This is a genomic window from Streptomyces sp. YIM 130001 (assembly GCF_003574445.1).
In the GTDB taxonomy this organism is placed as follows: Bacteria; Actinomycetota; Actinomycetes; order Streptomycetales; family Streptomycetaceae; genus Streptomyces.
The window spans coordinates 286,459-298,904 of record NZ_KZ984552.1; the positions used below are offsets into that span (position 1 = coordinate 286,459).

Consider the following 12,446-nt stretch of genomic DNA (forward strand, 5'->3'; position numbering starts at 1 on the left):
TCAGGCCAGATCCCGGGGCGTCGGCCCTACGAACGGCGCGCGTGACACACCACGTGCGGCGCTCGGGTGGAAGAGACCTCCGGCAGCGACGACGCTGACATGTGTGCCGTTACGTACTGCCGGAGGCGCAGTGGATGTATCTCTGACCATGTGGACCCTCACGATCGTGGGCCTGTGCGCCCTGATCGGGGTGGACTTCTTCATCGGGCGCAAGCCCCACGACGTATCGATCAAGGAAGCCGGGATCTGGACCATCGTCTGGATCGTGCTCGCCGCACTGTTCGGGCTCGGCCTGCTGTTCTTCGGGAACGCCCAGGCGTCCGGTGAGTTCTTCGCCGGCTTCATCACCGAGAAATCGCTGAGTGTCGACAACCTCTTCGTCTTCATTCTGATCATGGGCAAGTTCGCCGTGCCCACCCAGTACCAGCAGCGGGTGCTGCTGGTGGGTGTGCTCATCGCCCTGGTGCTCAGGGCCGGCTTCATCGCCGCGGGCGCCGCGATCATCGCGAACTTCGCCTGGGTGTTCTACATCTTCGGCGCGTTCCTGATCTACACCGCCTGGAAGCTCATCAAGGAGGCCAGGGCCGAGGAGGAGGACGAGGAGTTCGAGGAGAACCGCCTGCTCAAGGCGGCCGAGAAGCGCTTCGGCGTGGCCGACCGCTATCACGGCACCAAGCTGTGGATCGAGCAGAACGGCAAGCGGGTCATGACCCCGATGCTGGTCGTCATGCTGGCGATCGGTACCACCGACGTGCTCTTCGCGCTCGACTCGATCCCGGCGATCTTCGGCCTGACCCAGGACCCCTACATCGTGTTCACGGCGAACGCCTTCGCGCTGATGGGTCTGCGACAGCTGTACTTCCTGATCGGCGGACTGCTCAAGAAGCTGGTCCACCTCAGCTACGGACTGTCGATCATCCTGGGCTTCATCGGTATCAAGCTGGTCCTGCACGCGCTGCACGAGAACGGCGTGCATGTCCCGGTGATCTCGATCCCGGTCTCTCTCGGCGTCATCTGCGCCGTGCTGATCGTCACGACGATCACCAGCCTGCGGGCGTCCAAGAAGAAGGCCGAGGAAGAGCGTTCCGCTCAGGCCCTGGCCAAGTCCTCGGACTCGAACCAGGGGCCCGGCGAGGGCTGATCGACCCGTCCCGACCGGGACGATCCAGGTCGCGACGCACGGCCCGTCCGCACTTCGGTGCGGGCGGGCCGGCTTGCGTTCCGACCGTCCCTGACATCTTGCCCGGCGGCAGTATTTGTCATGGACCTGGACAGTGGCTGCGGGGCGTGCTGTCATGCCGAGCGAGCGATTTTCCAACGTTGTACAGGAGTCTTCGACCCCTGATCCCGCACCGTGAAGGAGCGCCTCGTGACACTCGACCGCCGCCGCTTCCTGAACACCGGCGCGCTCGCCGTCGGCAGCACCACCCTCCTCGCCTCGTTCGGCTCACCGGCCGCCGCCGTGCCCCGGGCCGCCGGCGACCGGGCAGCGCCCACCGCGCGGGACGAGGCAACGCGCCTGGCCCCGACCGCCTTCGGGAAACTGCCCCTCGGCAGCGTCGCGGCCAAGGGCTGGCTCGCCGGGCAGCTCGATCTCCTGCTCAAGGGACTCTTCGGCCGGTACGCCGAGATCTCGGACTACCTCGACATCGACTCCTCGGGCTGGGCGCACCCCGAGAACGACGGCTGGGAGGAACTGACGTACTGGCTGCGCGGCTATGTGGACCTCGCCGCACTCACCGGCGACGCCGACGCCCAGGCCGCCGCACGCCGCTGGATCGACGCGATCATCGCCACCCGTCAGGACGACGGCTTCTTCGGCCCGACCGTGCTGCGCACCGCCCTCAACGACGGCCCCGACTTCTGGCCGTACCTGCCGCTGATGCAGGCGCTGCGCAGCCACGAGGAATTCACCGGGGACGAGCGGATCGTGCCGATGCTCCTGTCGTTCCTGCGCTTCATGAACGAGCAGGGCCCGAGCGCCTTCGACTCGAGCTGGGTGTCCAAGCGCTGGGGCGACGGACTCGACATCGTCTTCTGGCTCCACGGCCGTACCGAGGAGGCGTTCCTGCTCGAACTCGCCGACAAGATGCACGAGCACGGCGCGAACTGGGTGGACAACTTCCCCGACCTGCACAACGTCAACGTCGCCCAGGGGTTCCGCGAGCCGGCCCAGTACGCCCTGCGGGCAGGCGGCACCGGCCTGACCCGCTCCACGTACCGCAACTACGAGACCATCATCGGCAGGTACGGGCAGTTCCCCGGCGGCGGGTTCGCCGGCGACGAGAACGCCCGGCCCGGATTCGACGACCCGCGCCAGGGCTTCGAGACCTGCGGCACGGTCGAGTTCATGGCCAGCCACGAGCTGCTCACCCGGATCACCGGCGACCCCGTCTGGGCCGACCGCTGCGAGGACCTCGCCTTCAACCTGCTGCCCGCCGCCACGGATCCACAGGGGCGCGGGCTGCACTACGTCACCAGTGCCAACAGCGTGGACCTCGACGACGCCGTCAAGACCGAGGGCCAGTTCCAGAACGGCTTCGCGATGCAGTCCTTCAAGCCGGGCGTACGCCAGTACCGCTGCTGCCCGCACAACTACGGAATGGGATGGCCCTACTTCACCGAGGAACTCTGGCTCAGCACTCCCGACCACGGGCTCGCGGCCGCCATGTACGCGCCCTGCGAGGTGCGCGCCGAGGTCGGCGCGGACAGCACGGAGATCACGGTCACCGAGGAGACTGACTATCCCTTCAAGGACACCGTCACGCTGACCGTGCACACCGCGCGCGATGTCGATTTCCCGCTCCTGCTGCGGGTTCCCGGCTGGTGCAGCGATCCGCGGATCACCGTCGGCGGGAAGCAGGTCGAGGCCGGGGCGGGACCGCGGTTCGTCCGCGTCGAACGCACCTGGCGGGACGGCGACCGCGTCACGGTACAACTGCCGCAGCGCGTCGCCGTCCGCACCTGGGAGAAGCAGCACGGTGCCGTCTCGATCGACCGCGGGCCGCTGACGTACTCACTCCGTATCGGTGAGGAGTACGAGCGCACCGGAGGTACGGACACGTTCCCCGAGCTCGCCGTCCATGCGGGCACCGCATGGAACTACGGCCTGGACCCCGAGCCGTTGAAGGGGCTGCGGGTGGACGAGCGCCCGGGCCCGGTCGAGGGTGACCCGTTCACCCACGACGGGGCGCCCGTGACGATCACCGCCAAGGCCCGCAGGATCGAGGAGTGGGTGGCCGACGCCGAGCACGTGGTCGCGCCGCTGCAGGAATCTCCGGCCCGCGGCGCCGCGGAGGCCGAGACCGTCACCCTGATCCCGATGGGGGCTGCCCGGCTGCGCCTGACGGCCTTCCCCACGGCCACTCCGGACGGCCGACGCTGGACGCCGGAACCGCCGTACCGCCGCATCCTGAACCGGCACAGCGACAAGGTCCTCGCCGTCGACGAGATGTCCCTCGACGACGGCGGGCGTGTGGTGCAGTTCGACAACGCGGGGACCTCCGACCACGCCTGGCAACTGGTCGACCAGGGGAGCGGCTGGTACCTCATCCGCAACGGCTACAGCGGCAAGGTGCTCGCCGTGGACGGGGCCTCGACGGCGAACGGCGCGCCGGCCGTGCAGGCCACGGACGACGGCTCCGACGACCACCTCTGGCAGCTGGTGGACAGCGGCGACGGCTGGTATCGCATCCGCAACCGGCACAGCGAGAAGGTCCTCGGCGTGGACGAGATGTCGACGGCGAACAGCGCTCAGGTCGTCCAGTACGAGGACAACGGCACGGACGACCACCTCTGGAAGCTCGTCTGAACGACCCGCTCGACTGCGTCTCAAAGCGTCGCTGAGCGCCCAACAGCAAGGTCCGCAGACGGGGTCGGGGAACGAGGCCCGTTGAACGAGAGCCACGCGCGCGTGGAGGGCGAAAATGCCCTCCACGCGCGCGAGGTGCCTCAGTACGTGACGGTGATACGCCGCCCTGGACCGTCCACCCGCACCGTGCCGCCGTACGGGATCACCTGTTGCGGGTCGGTGTGGCCCAGGTCGACGTCGAAGACCGCCATCGTCTCGGGGGCGTAGGTGCCGAGCGCCCGAAGCACCGCCTCGCGCTGCTCGCGCGCGTAACGCGCCTTCTGTTCGGCGTCGTTGTGCACCTGCAGAGACCAGGCCTTGGCGCGGCCCATCAGGAGCGCGGGGAAACGGCGGAGCAGACCCCGCTCGCCCATGTTCCGCAGGATCCGGAAAACGTCCTCCGCGGGCGGCAGTTCCTCCGAGGTCTCGAGCAACAGCACGCAGTCGTCGTACACGGAGAGGTCGGCAGCGATCTCCCGGTCGGCCATCAGCAGCCAGGACAGGATCTCCACGCTGCCGCCCCAGGAGCGTCCTTCCACCACCCGCTCGCCCTGGTGCCAGATCCAGCCGTCCGCCGGCCAGGTCTCCGGCTCGCACGCGAACGTGGCCGGGTCGTCCCAGGACCGGTCGACATCGCGGTAGCGCTCCGCGGGCCGCAGCTCGTAGGGCCCCGGCTCGAACAGGGCGGCCCGCAGGGACCGTTCGGTGAGCGGGTCCATGGCACCCGGGCGCCCCAGCTCGACCATCACACTGCCACCGTGGAACCCGACCACGCCCGTGTTCCACAGATAGGCGAGCAGATTGGTGTTGTCGCTGTATCCGAAGAACGGCTTGGGGTGCGCGCGGATCAACTCGCGGTCCAGATACGGCAGCACGGTGATCTGGTCGTCCCCGCCGATGCTCGCGATCACGGCCTTCACCGTGGGATCGGCGAACGCCGCGTGCAGATCGTCCGCGCGCTCCTGCGGGCCGGTGCCGAGCCTGCGACTCGTCGGGTACTCCACGGGCTCCAGGCCGAAGTCCTTGCGCAGGCGCTCCAGGCCGAGTTCGTACGGCGCCGGAAAGAGTTCGCACAGTCCGCCGGAGGGCGAGACCACGGCGATCCGGTCACCTGGCACAGGCTTGGGCGGATATACGGGCACGGGCGTTTGCGGGTGCGTCATGCGGCGCAGCGTACGGCCGGAACAAGACCGTACGCCCGTCAATTAGCCGCCCGCGGACGCGGGTTACCAGCCGCGTTCGCGCCACTCGGCGAGGTGCGGGCGCTCGGCGCCGAGCGAGGTGTCGTCGCCGTGGCCCGGGTACACCCAGGTCTCGTCCGGCAGCACGTCGAAGAGTTTCGTCTCCACGTCGCCGAGGAGGCGGGCGAAGGCCTCCGGGTCGCCCCAGGTGTTGCCGACGCCTCCCGGGAACAGGCAGTCGCCGGTGAAGACGTGCGGGTGCCCGTGCGGGTCGTCGTACACCAGGGCGATGGAGCCCGGAGTGTGTCCGACCAGGTGCCGCGCGGTGAGCGAGACCTCGCCGACCGTGACGGTGCCCCCGTCCTCCACCGGGACGTCCGTCGGAACCGGGATGCCCTCGGCGTCGTAGCGGCCCGCGTAGGTCCGCGCGCCGGTCGTACCGACGACGGCCTCCAGCGCTCCCCAGTGGTCCCCGTGCCGGTGCGTGGTCACGACCGACGCGATGCCGTCGTCGCCGATCAGGCGCAGCAGGGTCTCCGCCTCGTTCGCCGCATCCACGAGCAGCTGCTCGCCGGTGGCCCGGCAGCGCAGCAGATAGGCGTTGTTGTTCATCGGGCCGACCGCGACCTTCGAGATCATCAGGTCCGCCAACTCGTGGACGTCCGCCGCCCCGCCGACCTTCACCGCTCCGCTGTACGTCATGTCGGCAGCCTACAGAGACGGCAGTACGGGCAGCAGGGGGCCGTCGCACTCGAGGCCCGCGCCCTCGCGGCGCCCCGCGAGCCAGCCCAGTACGTCCGCCGCGGGGCCGATCACGGAGACGGCGTCGCCGTCCGGCCGGCCCGTGGACCACTGGCCGACGCCGTTCGCGGTGATCTGGATCCGGGGGACCGCGGCGTTGCCCGCGAACCGGTCGGCGAGGAACGCGATCTCGCGCTCGGTGAACTCGGCGGGCAGGTCCTCGAGCTCGTACCCGATGCCGAGATCGACGTGGTGCAGCTCCACCTCGATGAGGCGGCGGAAGGGGATCCGGGACGCGGTGTCGGTGACGCCACCACGAAGTTCCACGGAACGGGTCCAGTCCGGGTACTCGGCTGCGGCATGCTGGAAGCGGGCCGCAGTCTCGCGCACGTCGTCCAGCTGCTCGGCGAGCGGTCGGTGCGCGCCCTGTTCGATCTCGGCGTCGCGTGCCTCGGCGCTCGCGTACATCGGGCGCCCCGCCAGTACGTTGACGAGGGCGTCCGCGTTCCGGGCGAGGTGGGCGAGGACGTGACCGCGGGTCCAGGCAGGCAGTCGGGAGGAGCCGGTGACAGCCGTCTCGTCCTTCTTGGCCGCTGCGGTGAGCAGCCGCTCGGTCGCCTCATGTACAAGGTCCAGGTCGCGCACATGATCACTCATGGCAACGACGATAGTCCGGCCACACGATCGGGTGAAGGCGGTGGACGGTGTCCGCAAATCGAATGCACGTGCTATAGGCTCGCTGGAGGAGTCAATTCGAAGTCAGTAGTCCCTTGCTGAGGCGGCACCCCCAATAGTCTGTCGGGAGGGGGCCTCGCCCCCGCTTCTCTCAAGAAAGGTGCGGACCGGCGTGGCCGACCGTCTCATCGTCCGTGGCGCGCGCGAGCACAACCTCAGGAATGTCTCGCTCGATCTCCCGCGTGACTCGCTCATCGTCTTCACCGGCCTCTCCGGCTCGGGGAAGTCCTCGCTCGCCTTCGACACCATCTTCGCCGAGGGCCAGCGCCGCTACGTCGAGTCGCTGTCCTCGTACGCCCGTCAGTTCCTCGGGCAGATGGACAAGCCCGATGTGGACTTCATCGAGGGCCTGTCCCCGGCGGTGTCCATCGACCAGAAGTCCACCTCGCGCAATCCGCGCTCGACGGTGGGCACCATCACCGAGGTCTACGACTACCTGCGGCTGCTGTTCGCCCGTATCGGCAAACCGCACTGCCCTGAGTGCGGTCGTCCGATCTCGCGCCAGTCGCCGCAGGCCATCGTCGACAAGGTCCTGAAGCTGCCCGAGGGCAGCCGCTTCCAGGTCCTGTCGCCGCTCGTGCGCGAGCGCAAGGGCGAGTTCGTCGACCTCTTCAACGACCTGCAGACCAAGGGCTACAGCCGCGCGCGTGTGGACGGCGCCACCATCCAGCTCAGCGAGCCGCCCACGCTCAAGAAGCAGGAGAAGCACACCATCGAGGTGGTCGTCGACCGCCTCACCGTCAAGGAGAGCGCCAAGCGCCGGCTCACCGATTCGGTGGAGACCGCGCTCGGGCTGTCGGGCGGCATGGTCGTGCTGGACTTCGTCGACCTGCCCGAGGACGACCCCGAGCGCGAGCGGATGTACTCGGAGCACCTCTACTGCCCCTACGACGACCTGTCGTTCGAGGAGCTGGAGCCGCGCTCCTTCTCGTTCAACTCGCCCTTCGGCGCCTGCCCGGACTGCACCGGCATCGGCACCCGCATGGAGGTCGACCCGGAGCTGATCGTCCCCGACGAGGAGAAGTCGCTCGAAGAGGGCGCGATCCACCCGTGGTCGCACGGCCACGCCAAGGAATACTTCGGCCGGCTCACCGGAGCCCTCGCCGACGCCCTCAGCTTCAGCACCGACACCCCCTTCGGCGCCCTGCCGCAGCGTGCCCGCAAGGCCCTGCTCAACGGCCACCGGACCCAGATCGAGGTGCGGTACCGCAACCGGTACGGCAGGGAGCGGGTCTACACGACCCCCTTCGAGGGCGCCGTCCCGTTCGTGAAGCGGCGGCACTCCGAGGCCGAGAGCGACGCCAGCCGGGAGCGCTTCGAGGGGTACATGCGCGAGGTGCCCTGCCCCACCTGCGAGGGCACCCGGCTCAAGCCGATCGTGCTGGCCGTCACCGTGATGGAGAAGTCCATCGCGCAGGTCTCGGCGATGTCGATCAGCGAGTGCGCCGAGTTCCTCGCCAAGCTCAAGCTCAACGCCCGCGACAAGAAGATCGCCGAGCGCGTCCTCAAGGAGGTCAACGAGCGCCTGCGCTTCCTCGTCGATGTCGGCCTCGACTACCTCTCGCTGAACCGCGCCGCGGGCACCCTCTCCGGCGGTGAGGCCCAGCGCATCCGCCTGGCCACCCAGATCGGCTCGGGCCTGGTCGGCGTCCTGTACGTACTCGACGAGCCGTCCATCGGTCTCCACCAGCGGGACAACCACCGACTGATCGAAACCCTGGTCCGTCTGCGGGACATGGGGAACACACTGATCGTCGTCGAGCACGACGAGGACACCATCAAGGTCGCCGACTGGGTCGTGGACATCGGCCCGGGAGCCGGCGAGCACGGCGGCAAGGTGGTCCACAGCGGACCGTTGAAGGAGCTGCTCGACACCCCCGAGTCGATCACCGGCCAGTACCTGTCGGGCAAGCGGGCCATCGCCATTCCGGAGATCCGGCGCCCGGTGGACCCGAACCGGCAGTTGACGGTGCACGGCGCCCGGGAGAACAACCTCCAGGACGTCGACGTGAGCTTCCCGCTCGGTGTCCTGACCGCGATCACCGGAGTCTCGGGCTCGGGCAAGTCGACCCTGGTCAACGACATCCTGTACACGCACCTGGCCCGCGAGCTGAACGGCGCCCGCACCGTGCCGGGCCGCCACACGCGCGTGGAGGGCGACGACCTCATCGACAAGGTCGTCCACGTCGACCAGTCGCCGATCGGCCGCACCCCGCGCTCCAACCCGGCGACGTACACAGGCGTGTTCGACAACGTCCGCAAGCTCTTCGCCGAGACCACCGAGGCGAAGGTCCGCGGCTATCTGCCGGGCCGCTTCTCGTTCAACGTGAAGGGCGGCCGCTGCGAGAACTGCTCGGGCGACGGCACGATCAAGATCGAGATGAACTTCCTGCCGGACGTCTACGTCCCGTGCGAGGTCTGCCACGGTGCGCGGTACAACCGCGAGACGCTCGAGGTGCACTACAAGGGCAAGTCCATCGCCGAGGTCCTGGACATGCCCATCGAGGAGGCCCTCGACTTCTTCGAGGCCGTCCCGAGGATCGCCCGCCACCTGCGCACGCTCAACGAGGTAGGGCTCGGGTACGTGCGACTCGGTCAGCCCGCACCGACGCTCTCCGGCGGCGAGGCGCAGCGCGTCAAGCTGGCCAGCGAGCTCCAGAAGCGCTCCACGGGAAGCACGGTCTACGTCCTGGACGAGCCGACGACAGGCCTGCACTTCGAGGACATCAGCAAGCTGATCAGCGTGCTGTCCGGACTCGTCGACAAGGGCAACACGGTGATCGTCATCGAGCACAACCTGGACGTGATCAAGACCGCGGACTGGGTCATCGACATGGGCCCCGAAGGCGGCGTCGGCGGCGGCCTAGTGATCGCCGAGGGCACTCCGGAGCAAGTGGCCGGGACCCCGGCGAGCCACACCGGCAAGTTCCTGCGCGGGATCATCACGCCGGACCGTATGAGCGAAGGGGCGGCCGGCGGTGGGCGCGGTACGGCCAAGAAGGCCTCCGCAGCCAAGAAGACCGCCGCCAAGAAGGCGCCGGCCAAGAAGGCCCCGGCGGCGAAAAAGCGCAGGAGCTGACCCCTGCCGCTCGTCGTCGTACGGCCGCCGGGCCGGGCCTCCCACGGAGGAGGCCCGGCCCGGCGGCTGCCGTCGTGATCCGTGCCGGTATCGTCGGATCCGTCCGTGCCGGCGATCGGCCGGCCCACGGACTCGACCGCTTGACCAGGGGAGAATCCATGCCCGGCCGCCCGTCCGCCGCCCGCCGTACCGTGCTGAAGGGCGCCGCCCTCGCGGGGACCGCGGGCCTGGGAGCGGCCGCCTGCTCGACGGATTCGAAGGTCGGGCACGCCAAGGAGCCGACGCCGACGGCGCCGGTCGACCTCGGCGCCGCGGACGCCGTGGAACCCGGCGCCGTCAAGCTCTACCGGGACGAGCGCATGGTGGTCAGCCGCTCCGCCGAGGGCGAGTACACGGCGTTCAGCGCCCAGTGCACGCACGCCGGCTGCGTCCTGGACAAGATCGAGAAGAGCGAGGGCAACTGCCCCTGCCACGGCAGCCGCTTCGACGTCCGCACCGGCGAGGTCCTCAAGGGCCCGGCGACCGTGCCGCTCAACCCGGTGGAGGTCCGCGAGAAGGACGGCAAGCTGATCGTCGGCCCCGAGGCCTGACCTCGCAACCACCGCGGCCCACGGCCCCGTTGGCCCGCATGCTTCCCGGCCGCACCCCTCGCCGGTCAGCGCTCCGCGGCGTCCCGAGCGGCAGCCGGATCCGCACCCGTCCGGCATCGCCGTACCGACCCCTCACCCAGGCTCGCCTGTCGGTGGCCGCAAGTAGGGTGGCAAGCATGGCCGACCCCTCCAGCTACCGCCCCAAGCCGGGACAGATCCCCGACTCCCCGGGGGTCTACAAGTTCCGCGACGAGCACCGCCGGGTGATCTACGTGGGCAAGGCGAAGAGCCTGCGACAGCGCCTCGCCAACTACTTCCAGGACCTGGCGGGCCTCCACCCGCGCACCCGCTCGATGGTGACCACCGCCGCATCCGTGGAGTGGACGGTGGTCTCCACCGAGGTCGAGGCGCTGCAGCTGGAGTACACCTGGATCAAGGAGTTCGACCCCCGGTTCAACGTCAAGTACCGCGACGACAAGAGCTATCCGTATCTCGCGGTCACGTTGAACGAGGACTTCCCCCGCGTCCAGGTCATGCGCGGAGCCAAGAAGAAGGGCGTGCGCTACTTCGGCCCCTACGGCCACGCCTGGGCGATCCGCGAGACGGTCGACCTGATGCTGCGGGTCTTCCCCGTCCGCACCTGCTCGGCAGGCGTGTTCAAGAACGCGACACGCACCGGCCGCCCCTGCCTCCTCGGCTACATCGGCAAGTGCGCGGCCCCGTGCGTGGGCCGGGTCAGTCCGGAGGAGCACCGTGAACTGGCCGAGGACTTCTGCGACTTCATGGCCGGCCGCACCGGTGCGTACCTGCGCCGCCTCGAGCGGGAGATGGCCGACGCGGCCGAGGAGCTCGAGTACGAGCGCGCGGGACGGCTCCGCGACGACATCGAGGCGCTCAAGCGCGCGATGGAGAAGAGCGCCGTGGTGCTCGCCGACGCCACCGACGCCGACCTGATCGCCCTCGCCGAGGACGAGCTGGAGGCGGCCGTACAGATCTTCCACGTCCGCGGAGGCCGGGTGCGCGGCCAGCGCGGCTGGGTCACCGACAAGGTGGAGGCGGTCACCACCGCCGATCTGGTCGAGCACGCCCTGCAGCAGCTGTACGGCGAGGAGAGCGGCGACGCCGTACCCAAGGAGGTCCTCGTCCCGGCGCTGCCCGAGCCGCTCGCCCCGGTCCAGGAGTGGCTCACCCAGCGCCGCGGTGCGAACGTCAGCCTCCGTATCCCGCAGCGCGGCGACAAGCGGGCCCTGATGGAGACCGTGGGGCGCAACGCCCAGCACGCCCTGGTCCTGCACAAGACCAAGCGCGCCTCCGACCTGACCACCCGCTCCCGCGCCCTGGAGGAGATCGCAGCCGCCCTCGACCTGGACGGCGCACCGCTGCGCATCGAGTGCTTCGACATCTCGCACCTGCAGGGCGACGACGTGGTGGCCTCCATGGTCGTCTTCGAGGACGGCCTGGCACGCAAGAGCGAGTACCGCCGCTTCCAGATCAAGGGCTTCGAGGGCCAGGACGACGTCCGTTCCATGCACGAGGTGATCACCCGCCGCTTCCGGCGCTACCTCTCGGAGAAGGAGAAGACGGGGGAGTGGGCGGACGAGGCCGAGCAGGCGGCCGCACCCGTCTCCGGCCCCGCGGACAATCCGCCGGTCGCACGGGACGACACCGATCCGGAGCAGGGCGGCCTCGTCGAGGAGGACGGCCGTCCCAAGAAGTTCGCCTACCCGCCGCAGCTCCTGGTGGTGGACGGCGGACAGCCACAGGTCGCAGCCGCCAAGCGGGCGCTCGACGAACTCGGGATCGACGATGTGGCGGTCTGCGGCCTCGCCAAGCGTCTGGAGGAGGTCTGGGTCCCCGACGAGGACGACCCGGTCATCCTGCCGCGCTCCAGCGAGGGCCTGTACCTGCTGCAGAGGGTCCGCGACGAGGCTCACCGGTTTGCCATCGCCTACCAGCGCTCCAAGCGCTCCAAGCGCTTCCGGTCCGGTCCGCTCGATGCGGTGCCGGGCCTCGGAGAGAGCCGCAAGCAGGCCCTGCTCAAGCATTTCGGTTCGGTGAAGAAGCTGCGGTCCGCGACAATCGAGCAGATCTGTGAGGTCCCGGGGATAGGCCGCAAGACGGCCGAGACGATCACCGCGGCCCTCGCCGGGGCGGCACCGGCCGCTCCCGCGGTGAACACCGCGACAGGAGAGATCATCGAAGACGAGGCACCCGTGTCCGCGGGCACCTCGGACGAACGGGGGCCACAGCAGTGACAGAGCAGACAGAGC

General features: G+C 69.4%; 8 protein-coding genes. 5 read left to right on the forward strand and 3 right to left on the reverse strand.

Going from position 1 to position 12,446, the window contains the following annotated elements; genetic code table 11:
* Positions 1-130 precede the first annotated feature (130 nt).
* Positions 131-1,141: a TerC/Alx family metal homeostasis membrane protein gene (locus DSC45_RS11230; RefSeq protein ID WP_119289661.1), complete on the forward strand. Its 1,011-nt coding sequence runs from the start codon at positions 131-133 to the stop codon at positions 1,139-1,141.
* Positions 1,142-1,369: 228 nt separating this feature from the next.
* Positions 1,370-3,811, forward strand: a complete 2,442-nt coding sequence (locus DSC45_RS11235) for an RICIN domain-containing protein (protein WP_119289961.1) — start codon at positions 1,370-1,372, stop codon at positions 3,809-3,811.
* A 140-nt stretch (positions 3,812-3,951) separates the two neighbouring features.
* Here the strand turns inward: DSC45_RS11235 and DSC45_RS11240 are convergent, their stop codons facing one another.
* The 3 genes from DSC45_RS11240 to DSC45_RS11250 all read right to left on the reverse strand — a co-directional run bounded on the left by DSC45_RS11240 (position 3,952) and on the right by DSC45_RS11250 (position 6,429).
* Complete coding sequence (locus DSC45_RS11240) at positions 3,952-5,013, reverse strand: S66 family peptidase (protein WP_119289663.1); 1,062 nt, start codon at positions 5,011-5,013, stop codon at positions 3,952-3,954.
* A 63-nt stretch (positions 5,014-5,076) separates the two neighbouring features.
* Entirely contained in the window at positions 5,077-5,733 is a 657-nt protein-coding gene (locus tag DSC45_RS11245) for an MBL fold metallo-hydrolase (RefSeq protein WP_119289665.1), read from the reverse strand.
* Between the two features lie 9 nt (positions 5,734-5,742).
* On the reverse strand, positions 5,743-6,429 hold the full coding sequence (locus tag DSC45_RS11250; protein ID WP_119289667.1) for a maleylpyruvate isomerase family mycothiol-dependent enzyme: 687 nt from the start codon (positions 6,427-6,429) through the stop codon (positions 5,743-5,745).
* Positions 6,430-6,619: 190 nt separating this feature from the next.
* On the opposite strand from DSC45_RS11250, the gene uvrA reads away from it, so the two are divergent.
* The 3 genes from uvrA to uvrC all read left to right on the forward strand — a co-directional run bounded on the left by uvrA (position 6,620) and on the right by uvrC (position 12,431).
* Positions 6,620-9,586 carry an excinuclease ABC subunit UvrA gene (gene uvrA, locus DSC45_RS11255; protein ID WP_240434577.1) on the forward strand — a complete coding sequence of 989 codons (2,967 nt, stop codon included), beginning with the start codon at positions 6,620-6,622 and terminating at the stop codon, positions 9,584-9,586.
* 158 nt (positions 9,587-9,744) lie between these two features.
* On the forward strand, positions 9,745-10,176 hold the full coding sequence (locus DSC45_RS11260) for a Rieske (2Fe-2S) protein (protein WP_119289962.1): 432 nt from the start codon (positions 9,745-9,747) through the stop codon (positions 10,174-10,176).
* A 176-nt stretch (positions 10,177-10,352) separates the two neighbouring features.
* A complete protein-coding gene (uvrC, locus tag DSC45_RS11265) occupies positions 10,353-12,431 on the forward strand; it encodes an excinuclease ABC subunit UvrC (protein ID WP_119289671.1) in 2,079 nt (692 codons plus the stop codon).
* The last annotated feature ends 15 nt before the right edge of the window (positions 12,432-12,446 follow it).

What these genes read in the sequence shown, in the direction of transcription:
- DSC45_RS11240 (WP_119289663.1), bottom strand. Translation starts at nt 5,013, where the DNA reads ATGACGCACCCGCAAACGCCCGTGCCCGTATATCCGCCCAAGCCTGTG.
- DSC45_RS11245 (WP_119289665.1), bottom strand. Translation starts at nt 5,733, where the DNA reads ATGACGTACAGCGGAGCGGTGAAGGTCGGCGGGGCGGCGGACGTCCAC.
- DSC45_RS11250 (WP_119289667.1), bottom strand. Translation starts at nt 6,429, where the DNA reads ATGAGTGATCATGTGCGCGACCTGGACCTTGTACATGAGGCGACCGAG.
- DSC45_RS11260 (WP_119289962.1), top strand. Translation starts at nt 9,745, where the DNA reads ATGCCCGGCCGCCCGTCCGCCGCCCGCCGTACCGTGCTGAAGGGCGCC.
- uvrC (WP_119289671.1), top strand. Translation starts at nt 10,353, where the DNA reads ATGGCCGACCCCTCCAGCTACCGCCCCAAGCCGGGACAGATCCCCGAC.